General features: G+C 47.4%; 19 protein-coding genes. 3 read left to right on the top strand and 16 right to left on the bottom strand.

The annotated features are described in order from the left end of the window. Positions 1-219: 219 nt before the first annotated feature. Positions 220-615: a transcriptional regulator SpxA gene (spxA, locus tag AWM72_RS07290; RefSeq protein ID WP_067975540.1), complete on the top strand. Its 396-nt coding sequence runs from the start codon at positions 220-222 to the stop codon at positions 613-615. A gap of 270 nt (positions 616-885) precedes the next feature. Next, positions 886-1533 carry an adaptor protein MecA gene (locus AWM72_RS07285; RefSeq protein WP_067975537.1) on the top strand — a complete coding sequence of 216 codons (648 nt, stop codon included), beginning with the start codon at positions 886-888 and terminating at the stop codon, positions 1531-1533. Between the two features lie 590 nt (positions 1534-2123). Here AWM72_RS07285 and lplA read toward each other — a convergent pair. From lplA to AWM72_RS07220, 13 genes are all read right to left on the bottom strand, one after another. After that, complete coding sequence (gene lplA, locus AWM72_RS07280; protein WP_067975534.1) at positions 2124-3143, bottom strand: lipoate--protein ligase; 1020 nt, start codon at positions 3141-3143, stop codon at positions 2124-2126. A 10-nt stretch (positions 3144-3153) separates the two neighbouring features. After that, a complete protein-coding gene (locus AWM72_RS07275; protein ID WP_067975530.1) occupies positions 3154-3669 on the bottom strand; it encodes a GNAT family N-acetyltransferase in 516 nt (171 codons plus the stop codon). Positions 3670-3807: 138 nt separating this feature from the next. Further along, positions 3808-4725, bottom strand: coding sequence for a MetQ/NlpA family ABC transporter substrate-binding protein (locus AWM72_RS07270; RefSeq protein WP_067975526.1), 918 nt, complete (start codon positions 4723-4725; stop codon positions 3808-3810). A gap of 26 nt (positions 4726-4751) precedes the next feature. Then, positions 4752-5432, bottom strand: coding sequence for a methionine ABC transporter permease (locus tag AWM72_RS07265; protein ID WP_371325972.1), 681 nt, complete (start codon positions 5430-5432; stop codon positions 4752-4754). Beyond that, the gene (locus tag AWM72_RS07260) at positions 5429-6481 is read right to left on the bottom strand and encodes a methionine ABC transporter ATP-binding protein (protein ID WP_067975518.1); all 1053 of its coding nucleotides are present in this window, start codon (positions 6479-6481) and stop codon (positions 5429-5431) included. Before AWM72_RS07260 ends, AWM72_RS07265 begins: the two co-directional genes overlap by 4 nt. Before the next feature lie 336 nt (positions 6482-6817). Then, a complete protein-coding gene (locus tag AWM72_RS07255; protein ID WP_067975515.1) occupies positions 6818-7729 on the bottom strand; it encodes a DUF975 family protein in 912 nt (303 codons plus the stop codon). 54 nt (positions 7730-7783) lie between these two features. Then, positions 7784-8731: an LCP family glycopolymer transferase gene (locus AWM72_RS07250; RefSeq protein WP_067975512.1), complete on the bottom strand. Its 948-nt coding sequence runs from the start codon at positions 8729-8731 to the stop codon at positions 7784-7786. Between the two features lie 115 nt (positions 8732-8846). Beyond that, on the bottom strand, positions 8847-10178 hold the full coding sequence (brnQ, locus tag AWM72_RS07245) for a branched-chain amino acid transport system II carrier protein (RefSeq protein ID WP_083272341.1): 1332 nt from the start codon (positions 10176-10178) through the stop codon (positions 8847-8849). Between the two features lie 442 nt (positions 10179-10620). Beyond that, on the bottom strand, positions 10621-11211 hold the full coding sequence (locus AWM72_RS07240) for a YdcF family protein (RefSeq protein WP_067975506.1): 591 nt from the start codon (positions 11209-11211) through the stop codon (positions 10621-10623). A 135-nt stretch (positions 11212-11346) separates the two neighbouring features. Then, positions 11347-11706 (bottom strand): metal-sulfur cluster assembly factor, encoded by a 360-nt coding sequence (locus AWM72_RS07235; RefSeq protein WP_067975504.1) that lies wholly within the window; start codon positions 11704-11706, stop codon positions 11347-11349. Between the two features lie 15 nt (positions 11707-11721). After that, positions 11722-12186: a hypothetical protein gene (locus AWM72_RS07230; RefSeq protein WP_067975501.1), complete on the bottom strand. Its 465-nt coding sequence runs from the start codon at positions 12184-12186 to the stop codon at positions 11722-11724. A 59-nt stretch (positions 12187-12245) separates the two neighbouring features. Beyond that, entirely contained in the window at positions 12246-12839 is a 594-nt protein-coding gene (locus tag AWM72_RS07225) for a sugar O-acetyltransferase (protein ID WP_067975498.1), read from the bottom strand. A 9-nt stretch (positions 12840-12848) separates the two neighbouring features. Beyond that, positions 12849-14336 (bottom strand): FAD/NAD(P)-binding protein, encoded by a 1488-nt coding sequence (locus AWM72_RS07220; RefSeq protein ID WP_067975494.1) that lies wholly within the window; start codon positions 14334-14336, stop codon positions 12849-12851. 257 nt (positions 14337-14593) lie between these two features. Between AWM72_RS07220 and AWM72_RS07215 the strand changes: the two genes are divergently transcribed. Continuing rightward, positions 14594-15094 (top strand): ECF transporter S component, encoded by a 501-nt coding sequence (locus AWM72_RS07215; protein WP_067975491.1) that lies wholly within the window; start codon positions 14594-14596, stop codon positions 15092-15094. Between the two features lie 72 nt (positions 15095-15166). Here AWM72_RS07215 and AWM72_RS07210 read toward each other — a convergent pair whose 3' ends face one another. From AWM72_RS07210 to pcp, 3 genes are all read right to left on the bottom strand, one after another. Beyond that, positions 15167-15913 carry an SDR family NAD(P)-dependent oxidoreductase gene (locus tag AWM72_RS07210; protein WP_067975488.1) on the bottom strand — a complete coding sequence of 249 codons (747 nt, stop codon included), beginning with the start codon at positions 15911-15913 and terminating at the stop codon, positions 15167-15169. 28 nt (positions 15914-15941) lie between these two features. Then, the gene (locus AWM72_RS09540; RefSeq protein ID WP_067975487.1) at positions 15942-16835 is read right to left on the bottom strand and encodes a methylated-DNA--[protein]-cysteine S-methyltransferase; all 894 of its coding nucleotides are present in this window, start codon (positions 16833-16835) and stop codon (positions 15942-15944) included. 834 nt (positions 16836-17669) lie between these two features. Further along, a complete protein-coding gene (pcp, locus tag AWM72_RS07200) occupies positions 17670-18320 on the bottom strand; it encodes a pyroglutamyl-peptidase I (protein WP_067975484.1) in 651 nt (216 codons plus the stop codon). Positions 18321-18335 lie beyond the last annotated feature (15 nt).

Genomic DNA, 18335 nt, shown 5'->3' with positions numbered 1-18335 from the left:
AATAAAAATACAAAAAATGTTTTTATTTTTTCTTTATTGTAGATAAATCCATTTCTTTACAAATTACTTACAATTTAAAAGCCCTTCATGTCAGGCTTTTAACCCTTCTTCGTATTTAATCAAATTCTTACTTTCGAAAGTAGCTTTAAATGGATTTTAATAATTGTTATAATAAGTATGTTGAATGATGCATTAGTCATTTCTTAAGGAGAGATGCAAATGGTAAAATTATACACGTCACCAAGTTGCACTTCATGCCGTAAAGCGCGCGCTTGGCTAGAAGAGAACGAGATAGCTTATGAAGAGCGCAATATCTTTTCCGAACCCCTCAGTTCAGATGAAATCAAAGACATTTTACGTATGACTGAAAATGGGACTGAAGAAATTATTTCAACAAGATCTAAGGCTTTCCAAGAATTGGACCTAAATCTTGAAGAAATCGGTTTGAATGAACTGTTTGATTTAATTCAAACAACGCCAGGCTTACTTCGCCGTCCAATTATTATGGATGAGAAGCGCCTGCAAGTAGGATACAACGAAGATGAAATTCGTCGCTTCCTACCTCGCAAAGTTCGTAAGATTGAACTGCATGAAGCTTTACGTAAGATGGGCTAATAATTCATCTAAGGAGTGTGTTTTACGCACTCTTTTTTATTTACTTCTCTAACTAATTAGCATTGACAACTAGGCCTTACAAACAAATTCAAAAGCGGAGCGGATGCTCACTTACAGGCTATACATTTTTATTCTTGCAAAGATTTTTGTGACATTCAAGCAAAAAAGCTTAAAATTGCTTCTTTTCGCATTTTTCAATCAGAATCAATTTACTATTCTTGCTTTTTACGATAGACTAGAATAAACAGCAAGAGATTGAGGTGAGACCAAATGGAAATGGAATATATCAATGAAAATACTATGCGTGTCTTTATCGCGTCAGAAGACCTCGTTGACCGAGGAATTTCCTTCACCGATATTATTAGCGACCAGAAGGCTGTCGAAAGTTTCTTCCTATCTGTCTTGGAAGAAATGGATACCTCCCGGCGCTTCCAAGACTCGGAAGCCCTCACCTTCCAAGTGATGCCTAAAAAGGGAGGAATTGATCTCTATATCAGCAAGACGGGACCTGAAACTTCCCCTGAAGAAGAGCGCCGAGCTTATAAGAAATTGCTCGATATCATCGAAGAGGGCGAAGCCAAATTAGAACAGGAAGATAGCATCTTGAGCAAGGACTGGGATCAAGAAGACTGGAACCAGGTCATTCTTGGCTTCCAAAAATTCGATGACCTCATCGCCTTCAGCCACGCCTATCCCCTAAGAGACGTCCAAGTCGACCTCTACCAGCTAGGCGGCCAATTCTATTATCTTTTAACCTTTAACCCGACTGAATATGATCCTGGAACCATCGAGAACGCCATCTATTGTGCCCTCGAATACGGACAACTTCCTTCCATCAATCAGGCGGTTCTAAGAGAACACGGCCAAATCCTAGCAGAAGGCCGCGCCAACCAAACCATCGCCAATAACTTTAAATAAAGGGTGTGAGACTTGGCGATTAGACTTGGATGATTGGAGCAAATAAGGATAAGAGCGAAGCATTCGCTCGTTTCTTATTTGTGAAATCACTCCAAGTCTGCCAAGTCGAACCCGACTATAAGGGTGTGAGGTTTGGCGTTTAGCTTTCGTTCACTGGAGCAAGTCGCCAGAGCAGTCTGCAAGACTGCGGCGGAGACTTGTGAAGTGACACGAAAGCTGCCAGACCGAACCCGATTAAGGGTGTGAGACTTGGCGCTTAGGCTTAGATGATTAAAGTAAGTTGGAATAAGACTTTGACCACATAAGCACCCGACCAAGAAGCTAGCCAGCTATAATACAGTCTGGCTAGCTTCTTTTTTACTAAAATACATATTCTTTAGATAAACTATCGCGAGGCGAGCCCTCAGGAGACCAATTAGCTGACCCTCCTCCTTCAACCCATCGCCCACAAAATAAATCCTCTCACAGCATAACAAAGGCCCCAAAACCATCACTCAGCGGATCGTTTTGGGGCTTTTCCCTTCTTTATGAAATTTGAGAACCAAACCAAGACAGGCAAAGTCACTCACACCTGCCACTTCCCTGACCAACTAATAAATCAAGTCAATCAAGTCTTCGACGGAGATATTGCCAAAATATTTATTAATATCAAGGGCTGAGAAAGTCTCTCTTAGCCCCTCTTCCGTATAGTCCGAGCCTCTGAGGGCATCTTCTACATCGGAGATTTCGCCCAAGCCGAAGAAGTCCCCATAAATTGAAATTTCTTGAATTTTTCCTTTAGAGATATTGAATTGAAATTCAATTTGGCCAGCTGGCGTCCGGCCTTCGCGGATCAGCTCATAGTCTGGATCCTTGCCATAATTCCAGTCATTATTCCCAGTGTAACGGTCTCTAAAGCGGAAGATTTCTTCCCAGTCTTCATCCGTCAATTGGTACTCTTTGACTTGGTCTAAGCTATCCACATCAAAGATAAATTTCAGGAGAATTTCACGGAATTCATGGATAGAAATATTTTGATAATCATCGTTCAAGAAAGGTTTAATGTTCGTCACCCGGCTGCGAACGGATTTAACGCCCTTAGACGTTAATTTTTCTTTTTTAGGCTTTAAGACCTCTGTTGTTACCGAAATATCCACATCAAACATCAGGGTCCCGTGGGCGGTCATCCGGCCCTTGTGGCTGTACATGGCATTACCAGAGAACTTCTTGCCATCAATCACCAAGTCATTGCGGCCACGTAACTCTGCGCCCTCAACCCCCATCTTGTGCAAGGCATCAATCACAGGGTCTGTAAACTTCTTGAAATTGCGGAAGGAATTGCCGTCATCATCGGTGATAAAGCAGAAAGAAATATTTCCTAGGTCATGGTAGACCGCTCCCCCACCTGAAAAGCGGCGGACGACATGGATATTATGGTCACGCACATAGTCCTGGTTAATTTCGGCCCGGGTGTTCTGGTTTTTACCAATAATAATAGAAGGCTCATTAATATAAAAAAGAAGAATGGGCTCATCTAAACGTTTCTCATTGAGTAAATAATATTCAATGGCTAAATTAAGCCTAGGATCATAGATTTCTTCACCTTGGTATTCATTCTTTACGTAATACATCGTTTCCTCCTTAAATTAATGCATAGTCATAGGTCCAGCGAAAGCCCCCATTGGCTAAGTAAGTCGACCCCGTGCGCTTAAAGCCCTCCCGTTCAAGGATATGCTGCATGACCCGATTATCTGGATGGGTATCCACCCGCAGCGACCGCTTCCCATCTGCTTTAGCAATGTTTTTGATCGTTGTGAAGACAGTCCTGCTGAGCCCCTGGCCTCTTTGCTTAAGGCTGATCATCACCCGGTGGATCGCATAGTAAGGGGCCTCTGTCTGCCAAGCCCCCTCAGCTAAGTCATCATAGGCTGGGTCTTCATCAGCTAGCACGAAAAAGGCCAAAATGTTCTTTCCTTCATCTAAGCAGACATAGGCCTGGTCAGCCTCAATCACTGAGCGAATGTGATCAATAGTTACTTCCCCATTCTGCCACTGGTCCACTCCCTGGTCGGCCAAGTATTGGATGCTGGCCTTCAAAATATCTTCTAATCGATCGAGATCAGCCAAGCTGGCCTTGCGATAAGCTACACTTTCCATAGTTGGCCTTCTTTCCTAATAAGATACTTACATTATAGCAAAAGATAAGGCTTTCATCTAGACCGAGCCAAGCCAAGAAAAAAGCTAGCTCCCAGCACACTTCTTCCAAAGTAATACTGGGAAACCAGCTAATCAATACTATTTCTTTTTGGCAGCCTTCACTTGCTCATCGAGAGCCTTGTAATCTGCAGAGATATTATCATTATCAGACCAAGCCTTTTGGTCAGCGCCATCGGTTACTTCCTTAATCTTGGCCTCTGTTTCAGGCGTTTGATAGGTTTCAACAACCTTCTTAATGGCTTCATCATTGGCACGGTCTTTCTGGGTGGCAATGATACACTTGTACTGGGTCCCAACCTTGGCTAAATCTTCGGTATCGATGAAGATCCCGTCCTTGAAGGGATTCAAACCAGCATCTACGGCATAGTTAGTGTTGGCAACAACCGCATCGGCATCCCCAAGTGAACGTGGCACTTGAGCCGCATCCAATTCCGTAATCTTAACATTCTTTGGATTCTCGGTGATGTCATTAGGGGTTGGTGAAATGCCAGCATTGTCATCAATTTCAATCACGCCTGCTAATTCTAAGAGGAGCAAGGCCCGACCGCCATTGGTTGCATCATTAGGGATAGCAATTTCAGCGCCATCTTTGAGATCATCCAATGACTCAACCTTGTCGGAATAAGCCGCCATGGCTGAAATATAAGTATAGCCGACAGGTTGGAGGTCTTGTTGTTCACTGCCATTGAAGTCATGCAAGAAGGCCATGTGTTGGAAGGCGTTAAGGTCGAGTGATCCATCAGCTAAAGCCTTGTTAGGTTGAACATAGTCGGTAAAGACTTGGACATCTAGGTCAACCCCCTTGTCCTTAGCACGCTCCGCAACATCTTCCCATACTTCGCGTTCCACATCGCCAACTACCCCTACCTTGAGCTTGGTTGGCTCAGCGGATGAACCGCTGCTTGCTTGGTCATCACTGCTAGCCCCGTTCGAACAAGCTACCAAGGCAAAGGCAGCCGCTGTTAAGAGCCCTAATTTTTTAAAACTTGCTTTCATAAATAAATTCTCCTTTAATTGTTAATCTAATGCTCAATGCGGCGGACATACCAGTCAGCAACCGCTTGGGAAATAAAGACAATAATCAGAATAATGATAGTTGAAACAATCGTCACGTCGGTTTGGAAACGGTTGTAACCCCGGGTGATAGCCAGGTTACCCAAGCCCCCACCCCCGATGGTACCGGCCATAGCGGTTAAGCCAATCACATTAATGATCGATAAGGCAGAAACCCGGATAATACCTGGCAGTGCTTCTTTAAGATAAACACGACTAACGATTTGCCAAGTGCTCAAACCCATAGAGAGGGCGGCTTCAATCACACCCGGATTCACTTCGATCAAGGCATTCTGAATCTGACGGGCGAAGAAAGGCACTGTGGCCACAACAAGTGGCACAATAGCGGCAGTTGTCCCGATTGAAGTCCCTACGATAAAGCGGGTAACGCCCACTAAGAGGGCCATCATAATAACAAAAGGAATGGAACGGAAGATGTTCACTATCTTATCCAGAATGCTATAAGCCACACGATTTTCCTTCAAGCCACCCGGCATGGTCAGAACGAGGAAGATCCCCACCACAATCCCCAGGGCAAAACCGATGATACAGGTCAGGATGGTCATATAAATCGTTTCAATCGTCGCTGTGACAAATTCGTCTGGAATTTCACTCACATTAGGCAATAAATTCGTTAAAAAATCCATTATTCAACACCACCATTTCCTTCAACTTGATATTCCCGCCATTTAACGCCATTGTCGTCAATAAACTTAACGGCATCAGCCATGGCTTGGTCATCCCCACTAATCGATACCAACATGGTCCCTGTCGGAATGCCTTGGAGCACTTCAATATTCGCATAAAGAATACTTGGAAGAACGCCGAAATCGCGTGCTAGCCGGGCTACCAGAGGGTCTCCTGTATCCGCACCCGCAAAGTCAATGCGGATAATTCGATCAGAAGAGTTCACATCGACCAACTGGGAATTAGCTAGGACGGAAGCAATTCCCTTCTCAGTCGGACTCGCTGACTCAATAAAGTTTCTAGTTAATTCAGTCTGTGGATTGGAGAAGATATCAAAGATTGACCCTTCTTCCATCACATAACCATCCTGCATGACCGCTACCCGGTCACAAATTTCTTTAATCACGCTCATCTCGTGGGTAATAATGACAATGGTGACTCCGAGCTGTTCATTGACAGTCTTTAACAATTGCAAAATCGACCGGGTTGTCTTAGGGTCCAAGGCTGACGTTGCCTCGTCACAGAGGAGAACGTCAGGGTCATTGGCTAGGGCCCGAGCAATCGCTACCCGCTGCTTTTGTCCCCCAGATAATTGGGAAGGATAAGCATCCCGACGATCCGATAAATTAACCAGTTCTAAGAGCCGGTCTACTTTTTCACGAATTTCTTCCTTGGATAAGCCTGAATCCTGGAGGGGGAAGGCCACATTACCGGCAATCGTCCGCGCATTCATCAGGTTGAAGTGTTGGAAGATCATCCCGATATTTTTGCGGGCCTTTCTTAAGTCACTATTGTTGAGTGCGGTCATTTCATAGTCACTCACCCGCACCGTCCCACTAGTTGGAGCTTGGAGCATGTTAATGGTACGGACTAAGGTCGACTTCCCGGCCCCAGAATAACCAATCACACCAAAGATTTCACCCTTAGCAATCGACAAGCTCACATCTCGAACGGCATGGACTTTACCACTTGCTGTATCAAAGGTGACATCGACATTTTGTAAATCAATCATAGCTATCATCCTTTACTCTCTCAATTGAAGCCTCAGTCCAAATACATGGCTGGCTCCTTAACTGCCAATGAACCTCAGCGATTCATTTTTCATCTGCTTTTTTTAAGAAAAGTAGACAAGTATCTATACTAATTTATTTTATCATTTTTTTAGCTTTTAGAAAGCATTGATTTCCAATAGCCTTTGATCGATTGAAACGATCACTATATAATGATAAAACACGGAGATTGCACATCGTTTTATCATTTAAGACAAGCTTTTCTTAGCTTATTGTGAAATTTTATTCATGATCACTAAAAAACCCAAGGCACAAGGCCTTGAGCTTAATTGAATCGCTTAGAGGGCTTCGCCTTGCCCAGCTAAACCTTGTCCAGGGAAGCAAGACGTTCCCTTTTCCTTATCTTCTAGGGCGGTGTAGAAGAGGGCCTTGGCCACATTCAGGCGCAGACTGTAATAGAGTCCAATTAAGGCCGCTACTAAGAGGGCAAAGAAGAAGAGTGAGAAAGCCAGGACATAGCTAGGCCCTTGCACAGGACTTGTAGCAATGGCGTAAGCAAAGAAAGCGACAATGCTGACGATGACGATTAGGATTGGAATCCAGATATAAGTTAGGATTAAGCCTAAAAGTTTCCAGCGGTTGCCCTTCATCATACGGAAGCTTTCCTTCATCACTTGCCAAGCTCCCATCTCGGGATAATCACCCAAGAGCGGCGAAACCATAGCTAGGGACAAGTCCAACCAAGTGGCGATAATCCCTAGTATGATCCCTGCTAAAATAAAAATTCCAAAGAAGGCTGCATAGCCTTGCCATTCTTCAGTAGACAGTATGATAGCGCTCATAAAACCGAAGCCAGAGAGAACCCCCACTACTATCGTTGGAATTAAGCCAATTAAGGCAAGCAAGAAGAGGGCTAAGATATTGCGGCCCAATTTTTCTTTAAAGGGCTGAACCAAGCTTCCCTGGTCATAGGAGCCGCCATGGCGAACCAGACGCACTAAGCCCCACATGATCCCCATAGAGAAAAGACTGGAAGCTAGCGTTGAGATCAGGTTGAGCAAGGGAGTCAAGCCAAAGCGAATGGTCAAGCCTTGCTGGGGATCCAAGCTGATCAACTGGTCAATCAAATAGTCGAGGGCAAAAACAACAAGAAAGCCAATCACCATATCCCCTAAAATGCGCCAAAAATTACTGTGACTGATGGGTTTTTCGTGCTGACGGATGGTTCGATTACTTAGGTCAAGTTTCATTTGAATTGCCTCCTTAATGGCTTGCAAAGTGTACGGTTAGCTGGAAGCTTGCCCTTAGTCACTTAGAGATGCTTTAGGCAGTTCCAGGTGTTGGCGCAGACGGTTGGAAGCCTCTTGGCGGTCTTCTTCTGAGACAATGCTCAGATAAGTTCCTGTTGACATATCGTCCGTCCCCTTGAGGACCCCCTGCTCAATGGCATCAGCCGTATTGCGGTAGTCCTTGGCCAGGACCATCATATCGGACAGCTGGAGGTCTGTGCGGACGTTTTGACGGACGATATCCGATAGGTCTTTGAGGTGGGTCAGGCTTTGAACGGAACGCAGAGAATCTAGGATTCCTCTGAGAACCACTTGTTCACGCCGGGCCCGGCCAAAGTCCCCTTCCGGATCTTCGTAGCGCATGCGGATATAGGCCATGGCTTCCTGACCATCGTGGAGGGTAATACGACCTTGGGGGAAGCTATAGCCCATGTTGCTGAAGCTGAGCGGGTTATCGACCTGGATGCCACCTAGGCTATCCACAATATTCACTAGGCCTGTCATATTGACCAAGGCATAGTAATCAACAGGAACATTCAAGAGCTCTTGGACAGCTCCAATGGTCGCCTCAATCCCCCCTTGTCCGTAGGCTGCATTGATCTTCGTGCCAACTTGTTCGCTGTAGGTATCCCGGGGAATACTCAGCATTTTAGCGGACCCTGTCTTGGGATTGAGAGTCAGCAGGATGAGGGCATCCGTATTCTGTTCTCCAGTAGTCCGGCCATTGCCTGAGTCCATACCTACCAAGAGGACAGAGATGGGATCTTCTCCTAATTTCGGATTGCGTTCAGCAGATTCTTTGGCCTGGTCTCTCCCCTGAGTTGGCGCATAGAGGTCGTCTGCTACCTGCTTAGCACCAAAGTAAGCCCCCCCTAGAACAATTAGGACCAAGAGGGCAAGACCGGCCAGGATCCAAGGCCATATTCTCCTCTTGTGTCGTCGGTAGTGGTCACGTTGAGGCATCATACCCTTCCTTTCTATCATCGTATTCTACTTTTATTATAAAGCGTTTTGGTCAACAGTACAATTATAATCAAAAAACTCCAGTCACTGCCAACTGGAGTTTTGGATAAATCGCTTAATCTTTTCTAATAACATAGGAATGAACGAGACCAATGAAGAGGCCAAGAATGGCGGGGAGGACCCAGGCAAAACCATAGCTATAGAATGGAAAAACGGCCGTGGCAAAATGATCTAAAGCTGGAATTGACCCTGTAGGCAGGGCATGCTGGAGGTCAAAGCAAGCAGGAACCAGGGTAAAGCCCAGGGTCCAGCGCATAATCACTGGTCGCTTCGTCCAAGCTGGCACCAAGTGAAGGAGGGCAATCACAATCGAGAGGGGGTACATAAAGGCCAAGAAGGGGACTGCCCAAGCCAAAATCGCATTCAAGCCCGCATTAGCAATCACAAAGGAAATCCCGATAAAAACATAGGTCCATTTCTCCTGGTCGAGCACATTGGGATAGATCTCCGCAAAGGTTTCCGCACAGGAGACGATGAGGCCAATGGCGGTCTTGAGGCAGGCCACAAACATAACCACGAAGAGCAGGATCCCCGCAAAGACGCCAAACTTAGTGGATACAATTTGGATCAAGGCTTCGCCCCCGTTTTGGGCCAGGCCAATGTCTTCCAAGCTCCGGGCCCCCAACATGGTCAGGAGGAAATAGATCACAGCCATCAAGCCCATGCTCAAGGCCCCACTCTTAATGGTTCCCATGGCTACGTCCCGGTCTTCTGTCACCCCAACTTGGTGGATGGACCGCACGACCAAGATGCCAAAGATCAAGCCAGCAATCACATCCATGGTATTGTAACCATTTAAGAAACCTTGAAGAAAGGGCGCCTCCTGGTACTTAGGAGCAACCGGAAAAGCGGTAAAGGAAAAACTATCCCCAGTCAATAGGACGCCCGCTAAAATCAAGGCTAGAAAAATGAGAAAGACCGGGTTCATCCACTTGCCCACCCAGGTCATAATCCCTGATGGCTTGAGAGAAAAATAAGCCACACAAATAAAAAAGAAAATCGAATAAGCAAAGAGTAAGAGCGGATGTTGGGTAAACTGACTAAAGCCAATTTCATAAGACACCGTCGCTGTCCTGGGAATCGATAAGAGCGGCCCAAGGACAAAGTACAAGAGTGCCGTAAAGATATGCCCGTACTTGGGAAGGACCCGCTCCGACATATCATTGAGTCCCTTAGATCCGGATACTCCAATAGCTACCACAGATAGGAGGGGCAAACCCACCGCTGTTACCACAAAACCGAGAGCAGCCGGCCAGAGATTAGCTCCAGCTTCCTGCCCCATTTGAACGGGAAAAATCAGATTCCCGGCCCCAAAAAATAAACCAAATAACATAGACCCGATGACGGTTGACTGACGCCAACTCAAAGTCTGGTGTTGATTCTTCAATGCAATCACTCCTCTTTCGCAAATTTATACCAATGATTAAAATTTTAGCATAAATCAAAGGCACTTAAATTATTTTATAATGAGGATAAGGCTGGCACTATCTCTATCCTATCATTTTCTCCTATTCTTGAAGATAAAATCATGGTATCCAATAAAATTTTAAGGTCCAAATTCAAAAGCGCAAAGCATGCTCCCAAGCACAATTTGTTAAAAAAGCAAAGAGAGTGTGATAAAAGTCGATCAGGCCTGAACCAGCTAACGCATACTATATCTGTAACTCGCTGCGCTTCGAACAGCTATAGCAACTGTCCACAAACTATGGGAAATCGTTGGTAAACGATTGGACATAGTTCGTGAAGTGGATGTCAGGTCTGACTTTTGGAACACGTTTTTGAAAAATGTTTGCTTTTTAAAAAGAGGCCGGAACTTTTGTCCCAGCCTCCTAATGGTTCACAAAATGATAAAGATACAAGAGATAAGCCCAGTACTTGTAGAATTCTTGCTGGGCAAAGTCTTGGATATAGTCCGGTCCTTCCTTCCAAGTCACCCAGTGGTCGCCCTGGCGGTGGTAGGCGGCAACGAAGGTAAGGTCGAAGCCATAGCGACGGTTGACCCGCTCGAAGATCATCTTGGTCCTCAGCATATGATAGTCTGAAGAAACAACCAAAGCGGAGCTATAGCCTGCCTCTTCCATCATCTTCAAGCTATGGGTCGCATTCTCATAGGTAGAGGTCGCTGTGGCATCATTGACAATAGCGGACTCTGGCACCCCATGCTCGGCATAGTATGCGCCATTAATTTGGTCATAGGGCGACACAATCAGCTTACCAGACCGGCTATAGCCTCCCCGGTAAAGGTTAGCCGCCCGTTCGGCCCGCTCCTCTGTAATCATCCCTTCTGGCACAATAATCACATCAGCTTGCTTGGGCGTCTCATCCACAATTAAATGATCCATGATCACAAAATATGACAAAGAAATAAAAGCCAAAGCTAGCCCGAGAGCTAGAATGGCTCCTAAAAAAAATCGTTTCATATGCACCTTTCCAAGCCTAGTCGTGATTCCTTAAGAGACCTAAGTCCTCACAGTGCCCTCCCCTAGGCTTTCCATCGGTCCAGCTTTTCTGGACCAAGCGAGGGAGCTTCCAAGTCGGCCCCTTCCTTCAATCAATTAGCGGATCCCTAAAGCGATGCGGGCGTAACGCGAAAGACGTTTGGTTGTCCAAGCAGGCACCCAAACCAAGTCAATCTTCATTTCTTTAATCGCATCGACATCATCCAGGGCAATGGCTGCCGATTCCATGAGCACATCCTGGAGAGGACAGCCCATAGTGGTTAGGGTCATCTTAATCAGGAGATGGCCCTCCCCGTCATAGAGCAAGTCATAAATCAGACCCAGGTTAACAATATCAATGCCAAGTTCTGGGTCAATGACTTGCTCTAAGGCCTGGATGCACTCCTCATAGAGGGCTTCGTCCATAAGTTTCAAGTCTTCAAATTTGGAAAGGTCGGTAAAATTTTCTTCACTCATATAAACTTCCTTTCTTTATTCGGATCGTTCAGCGACTTTGACGGTCTTATTATTGATGGCTTGCTCCAGTCGCGGATAGAGGTCCCGGGCAACGCTAGCACCCAAAGTCATGAGCTCATAGAGTACCCGGACGTCCTCACCGGTCCGCGATAGGCAACGCGTATAGATTTCCCCATCGCCCGAGAGGATCAGGTTGTAATAGCCGCTCCTTTCGCGGTTCAAATCATTGATGACTTCGAGGGCCTTGGCCGTCTGTTGGTAATCTTCCACCTGGCAGAGCTGGCGGTAGTTAATTTGAAAGTCCGTAGTGGCTTCTCCCTCGTTAAAGTCCCGGGCAATGATATGGCAAGGCACGACCTTGTCTTCCCCTAACTGATAAGCTAAGGCAAAGAGGTGCTGGCCATCATCTAAAGGCCGGTATTCTACAGGGACCTTCATTTCTTTAAATAATTGGCTTAAAATCTCCTGGATTGCTGGCATGACAAACTCCTTACTATTTTGTTGTCGTTTTCAAGATCTCGCTTTTTAACTCTAACATTCTAAGGCTCATTTGTAAATGAATTGCCCTGGTCCTGGTCGATCGTCTTAATCACCCGGCCGGGGACCCCCATGACGAGAGAGTTCTCTGGGATATCCTTGGTAACCACCGACCCGGCCCCAATCACAGAGCCCGAACCGATACTGACGCCTGGCATCACGGAGACATTAGCCCCGAACCAGCAGTCAGAACCAACCTTAATAGGTCGGGCTTGCTCCAAGCCGGCATTGCGGGCTTCTGCCCTCAGGGGATGGGCTGCCGTATAGAAGCCACAATAAGGGCCAATAAAGACATGGTCCCCGAATTCAATTCGGGCCCCATCCATAAAGTAACAGGCGTGATTGACAAAGCAGTGCTTGCCGAAGTGAATATTGTCGCCGTAGTCCACATAAAGCGGTGCCATGACTTCCAGGCCTTCACTTAGGTCCCCTAGCAGCTTAGCTAAGGCAGCCTCAGCTTCTTTGCGATCAGCAGGATCGACCTGGTTGAAACGATGGGCCCTGCTTTTTGCTGCTTCTCGCTTGGCGAGGATATCCGGATCATAATTGGCGTCGTACCATTGGCCGGCGCGCATTTTTTCATAGTGACTTAACATATATACCTCCTAAGGCCAGAGTCCTGATTGTCGGTAGTCTTGGCCGCAATAGTGCCAGTTGATCACATCCTGGGCATAGCGTTGGATGGTGGTCGTTGAATTATTGTGGTAGACCGAGGGAGCAATTAAGAGGCCGTGGGGATGGACATGGTCTAAGCGGCCAAAGCGCGGCGAAATTAGCTGGTAGCGGTTGACATCTAGGCTAACTCCCTGGGCTGGATCAGGATTCAACCAGCCCTTGTCACGCAGGTTATAGAGGAGGCTATCTTGGGGTAAAGCTTGCCTTAAATCGAGATTGATCCCTGTCGCATTGACAATATAGTCCACTTCTTCAATAATCATGCCCTCCTGGTCGAGCAGGTAGTAGAGCCCAGTCTGCTTATCATAAACAATTTCTTCAACACCCGAACAGGAGCTGAGGCAGCCTTCATCGGCTAGGTCTAACAAGCGCTGAGCTGAATCCAGGGGCATCTTACCCTTGGCCAGGGAAAAGACCTTGTCGTACTTGTCCGCGAATTGCTGACGGTCGCTTAGGCTCAGATACTGCCAGTAATGGAAGAGGAGACGGGTCACCCGGGTGGCCAAGGCCTCCAAAAGCGCTCCTTGGCTGGTCCAATCCAGAGCACGTCGGATCCCTTCAATGCCTTGGCTGAGACTCACTTCCTGGCATTCTGCCCAATCTAGGCCTATGTTCTGGCATTCTGCCTGGATCCACTGGTCGACCTGCTGGTAGGTCAACCCCTCTTCCGCTTCCTGGGCTGCTTGAAAATTCTCCTCACTGAGATAAGCCCAGGCCAGGTCTTCGGCCTCCTTACCGCTCACAATCGGAAATTGATTGCCCCGGGAGAAGGCCAAAATTTGATTGGGCTGGCAAATGTCGGCCAAATATTTAATCACATCGATAGCGGACAAGCTCGTCCCAATCACAGCCACCCGTCGCAAGCCTTCCTCATCCATCTGATAACGGTCAGCCTCTAGGGGATAGGCTTGGTTGAGATAGCGGGGCGTTCCTTCCAATCGATAGAAGTCACTAGTCCCCAAGTCCCCACAGCAAAGATGGATGCGGTCGAAGCCCGTATAGACCTGGCCGGATTCGGTCTCAAGACACCAAGTCTCCGCCTCTTGGTCGAAGTTGACTTTAGCCACATACTCCTTCACCAGCTGGGCCTGGAGCTTCTCCAAGAGCGTCTCCACCCGGTCTCTTAAATAGCTGCCAAAGAGATAGCGGGAGCTATATTCAGGCCAGTCGCGGTCGGGATCCTTGACCTTAAGCCAAGTTTCAAAATCACCGGGATAAGCTTGGTCATAGGTCAGACCGGCATTTCGTGTATTCATCAGGGCCCCTTCATAAGACTCCGTGAAGGGGATCCCCCGTCCCAAATAAGGCTCACGGTCAAAAACAACTAAGTCAAAGTCATGGGACTGAGCCAAGTGCTGGTAGGCTGCCAAACAAGCCGAGCCAGAAATCCCTAAACCGATAATCGCAATTTTTTCCATTGTCTCTAGTCGCTCCTTGTTCGCTTTTACTTTCTTTATTATAACATTTCTAAGCTAGAAGACGAAAGCATCTACCAATACTTCACTGGCCACTGCCAAGGCTCAGCAGAAGCTTCGCTTAGTCCCTATTATTTGAAGGCGAGTCTCCCTTTGACTTAAAGTTCAAACATGTGAACCCTTACACAAAAATTTGCAGTTTAGCCCAAAACTCCTTATACTAAAGATTAAAGAAATATTAAGATAAAGGAGTCCTTTGCATGAAAACTAAGCTTCCCTTAATCGCCGTTCTGACGGCACTCACCACTGCCCTATCGATCCTAGTCGTTATCCCTATTCCAGCCACTAGCGGGATCTTTACCCTCTGTGATGCAGGCATCTATGCCTCTGCCCTCCTGCTTGGCCCAGTAGCTGGCGGCATCGTGGGTGCAGCCAGCGGGGCCCTTATCGACCTCATCTCCGGCTATCCCCAGTGGATTATCTTTTCCTTTATCATCCACGGCCTCCAAGGTTATATTGCCGGCTACTTAGCTAAGAAAAAATTACCCGGTGGCAACTGGACAGCGCTCATCCTAGCTAGTATCTGGATGATGGTCGGCTATGCCATTGGGACAGGGATCCTCTATAACTGGGCCGCAGCCATCCCATCCATTCCTGGCAACTCCCTGCAAAATATCTTCGGTATCCTCGTAGCTATCCCCCTCAACCGCAGCATCCGTCGCCTTCGCCTACCTGCCCTCCAAGCTTTTATAGAAGACTAAACTAAAGGACCTTCCTCATCAAACAAGAAGATGAGGGAGGTCCTTTCTAATTTTATAGTTAAACCTGGTGGATTAGCTCATGGTCCAGCCGCCGTCAACAGGGAGGGCATGCCCCGTCGTATAAGAACCAAGGTCCGAAGCTAAGAAAAGAGCTGCCTTAGCCACATCTTCCGCTTCCCCAAAGCGTTGCATAGGGATAGGTGCTAGGAAGCCTTGAGCAATGTCAGGGTCTTCCAAGAGTTCATTAGTCATCCCCGTTTTACCTGTGCCTGGACAAATGGCATTGCAGCGAATCCCCGCACTGGCATAGTCCACGGCAATCGCCTGGGTCATAGACACCACTGCCCCCTTAGTAGCGGCATAAGAGACCGCATCAGGGAAGCCGATCAGACCGGCAGCGGACGCCGTATTAATGATATTCCCCTTGTTTTCCTTGAGATAAGGCATAGCAAATTTAGAAGCTAGGAAAGCCGCTGTAACATTGATGGCCAAACTCTTCTGGAAGGCATCGAGCGGTGTTTCTTCCACATTGCCTGGAACATAGATGCCCGCATTATTGAAGAGAATGTCAATGCTTTGGTAGGCCTCAACAGTTTCTTCAACCATGGCTTTGACAGCCGCTTCGTCAGCCACATCAGCTTGGATAGCCAGGGCTTGGCCCCCTGCTGCTTCAATTTGACTGACGGTTTCTTCAGCCGCTTCACGATTAATATCGACCGCAGCAACTTTGGCCCCTTCCTTGGCGAAAAGTAAGGCCGTCGCCCGACCAAAACCAGAACCGGCACCCGTAATTAAGGCAACTTTATTTTCTAATAACATAATATAATATCCTCCTTTGTATTCTGCTTTAACGTTTATCTTTGATACGAACTTGAATGGTGATCAGAGGCTCTATGCCCTGGTCAAAGTTTAGGCTTAAAATTCGTGCCTCTAAAATATTCCCATGGCCAAAATAAAGCAACTGGCTAATGAAGTGATTGTTATCTGCCGGGAGATAGCCTAACTGATACCCCTTATAAGCCACTTGGACAGCATCTGAATCATAAGGATTATCCGCTTCTACCAAGAGATCCACCGACGTCCCCACTTTCAGATCATCAATCACATCCAAACCGTCATAGTAGCGAAAGCCCTCGACTTTGAAGCTATCTAATTCGCGCGACCGGTCATACTTGACCAAATATTTATCCTTTTTTTCCATTTCTTCAGCTCCTTTATTTTTTAAGTTGATTGGCGAAAAATTAATGACTTGCCCCCGGTCATCGAAAGTCAGACCTTCCCCTTCTAAGAGGGCCTGCTTACGCTGGGGACCATAAGCATAACCCGTCAGCTGGCCCCGACTCGAGACCACCCGGTGGCAAGGGACCAGTACGGCAATGGGATTGCGGCCCACTGCGCCGCCGATTGCCTGGGCAGACATGGAGGTCTGGTAACGGACTTCATAGGTCTTAGCCAGGTCGCCATAAGTCGTTACCTGGCCATAGGGAATCTCCCTTAATAAGGCCCAAACCCGCTCCTGGAAGGGTGTTCCCTGGAGAACCAGGCTCTCAGGCGCTAGCTGGACGGCTTGCCCGGCGAAATAAGCATCTAAGGCCTGGCAGACTTCCTCCAGCTCAGGGCAGCTATCTGCCGGTTGACTATCCTGGGGCAGGTCATCGTCAAAGCTGAGCCCATATAAGTGGTCCCCTTGATAAGTCAGTTGGATGACTCCCAATTTAGATTGATAATAAGCACTCAGCACCCTAAGCCCCCTTTCATTGAATCTGACCGTCCCAAGCTTCAAGTCAAGTGTACAAAATTTTACCCAGAGATGAAAGCGAAAAGCTAGTCCTTATCTTCCGGCTGGCGCATGTATTTGGTAAGAAAGGCTGTCCCAACCACTAGCAACAAGAGAAGGCCAATCGCTAAGACAAAGTCCCAGGTGTTAGGCGCAACCGCTTTGTCTTCCTAACAAGGACCTTTCTATAATAACTTTCTCTATTCATTATAACAGTTTGTGAAAACGTTTCAATATTAAAAAGCGATGGAAGTCCTATCTGCCTATCGAGAAGAGTCGCTGGATAGGCTTTGGACTCCCACCGCTTTTTGGGGATGGTTTTATTCAGTATGTCAACCCACAATCGAAAGCTCTATTTGAATGTTGGTCATCATTGACCCACAATCACAGCATTTAATTGGATCTTGGTCAATTTAACCGCCAGCCCCCGCACCCTTTAGTCGGGTTCGTGCTAGCAGCTTTCCTGTCACTTCGCAAGTCTCCGCCGCAGTCTTGCAGACTGCTCTGGCGACTTGCTCCAGTGAAGTAAAGCTAACCGCCAGCCCTCTCACCCTTTCCTAGTCGGGTTCGGTCGCGCAGAAGTGGCTCCTCTTCACAAAGCGCCGTCGAAGACTTTCAGTCTTCTCTGTCGCTTTGCTCCAGCGGTCCACTTCTACCCGCGCTCCCTCACACCCTATAGTCGGGTTCGCAGTTGCAGACTTGAAGTGACTTCACCCAATCGGAACGATCGGCTAAAGCCGCTCTTTTCCGATTGGGCTCCAGTCATTCAAGTCTAGGCGCAACTGCTCTCACCCTTATTTAATGCGTTTTTCCTCCGACGCTGTGGAGGTCTTCTTTGCCGTCATAGGCGACGATGGCTGAGATGGCGGCTTCTAGGCCTCGGCTGATGTCGGTGAGGCCCATAGATGGGGTGTTGGGACGGTCCACGACTTGTTCGGGAAGGTAAGGGATATGGATGAAGCCGGCGCCCTTAACTTCGGGATAAGTCTTGTCGATCAGGTAGAGGGTCTGGTACATGATGTGGTTGCAGACGAAGGTGCCGGCTGTATTAGAGACTTCTGCAGGCAGTTGGGCTTCCTTAATAGCCGCTACCATAGCTTTGATAGGGAGGCTGGAGAAGTAGGCTGCTGGGCCGTCCGCTTGGATAGGCTGGTCGATGGGTTGCTTGCCCTCGTTATCCGCAATCCGGGCATCATCCCAGTTAATAGCCACCCGTTCTGGGGTTAAGGCATAGCGTCCCCCTGCCTGGCCCACATTGACCACATAGTCAGGTTGATGGTCTGCGATGGCCTGGCTCACAACCTCCGCACTTTTCACAAAGACTGTCGGAATTTCTAACTTAATGACTTCTGCTCCGGCAATTTGGTCAGGAAGTGTTTTGACGGCTTCAGTGGCCGGGTTGATCTTATCTTCACCAAAAGGATCAAAAGCTGTAACTAAAATTTTCATCGATAAAGCTCCTTT

The sequence above is a fragment of the Aerococcus sanguinicola genome (assembly GCF_001543145.1).
GTDB classification, from domain to species: Bacteria; Bacillota; Bacilli; order Lactobacillales; family Aerococcaceae; genus Aerococcus; species Aerococcus sanguinicola.
The sequence above is the reverse complement of the archived record's forward strand: the minus strand, read 5'-3'. Positions and strand labels throughout refer to the sequence as shown.

Bases quoted from the DNA above. Each gene is read 5' to 3' on its own strand.
- AWM72_RS07230 (WP_067975501.1), bottom strand. From the start codon at position 12,186: ATGCCAGCAATCCAGGAGATTTTAAGCCAATTATTTAAAGAAATGAAG.
- AWM72_RS07215 (WP_067975491.1), top strand. From the start codon at position 14,594: ATGAAAACTAAGCTTCCCTTAATCGCCGTTCTGACGGCACTCACCACT.
- AWM72_RS07275 (WP_067975530.1), bottom strand. From the start codon at position 3,669: ATGGAAAGTGTAGCTTATCGCAAGGCCAGCTTGGCTGATCTCGATCGA.
- AWM72_RS07210 (WP_067975488.1), bottom strand. From the start codon at position 15,913: ATGTTATTAGAAAATAAAGTTGCCTTAATTACGGGTGCCGGTTCTGGT.
- pcp (WP_067975484.1), bottom strand. From the start codon at position 18,320: ATGAAAATTTTAGTTACAGCTTTTGATCCTTTTGGTGAAGATAAGATC.
- AWM72_RS07235 (WP_067975504.1), bottom strand. From the start codon at position 11,706: ATGAGTGAAGAAAATTTTACCGACCTTTCCAAATTTGAAGACTTGAAA.
- AWM72_RS07220 (WP_067975494.1), bottom strand. From the start codon at position 14,336: ATGGAAAAAATTGCGATTATCGGTTTAGGGATTTCTGGCTCGGCTTGT.
- AWM72_RS07225 (WP_067975498.1), bottom strand. From the start codon at position 12,839: ATGTTAAGTCACTATGAAAAAATGCGCGCCGGCCAATGGTACGACGCC.
- lplA (WP_067975534.1), bottom strand. From the start codon at position 3,143: ATGTATTACGTAAAGAATGAATACCAAGGTGAAGAAATCTATGATCCT.
- spxA (WP_067975540.1), top strand. From the start codon at position 220: ATGGTAAAATTATACACGTCACCAAGTTGCACTTCATGCCGTAAAGCG.
- AWM72_RS07285 (WP_067975537.1), top strand. From the start codon at position 886: ATGGAAATGGAATATATCAATGAAAATACTATGCGTGTCTTTATCGCG.
- AWM72_RS07250 (WP_067975512.1), bottom strand. From the start codon at position 8,731: ATGCCTCAACGTGACCACTACCGACGACACAAGAGGAGAATATGGCCT.
- AWM72_RS07255 (WP_067975515.1), bottom strand. From the start codon at position 7,729: ATGAAACTTGACCTAAGTAATCGAACCATCCGTCAGCACGAAAAACCC.
- AWM72_RS07260 (WP_067975518.1), bottom strand. From the start codon at position 6,481: ATGATTGATTTACAAAATGTCGATGTCACCTTTGATACAGCAAGTGGT.
- AWM72_RS07240 (WP_067975506.1), bottom strand. From the start codon at position 11,211: ATGAAACGATTTTTTTTAGGAGCCATTCTAGCTCTCGGGCTAGCTTTG.
- AWM72_RS07270 (WP_067975526.1), bottom strand. From the start codon at position 4,725: ATGAAAGCAAGTTTTAAAAAATTAGGGCTCTTAACAGCGGCTGCCTTT.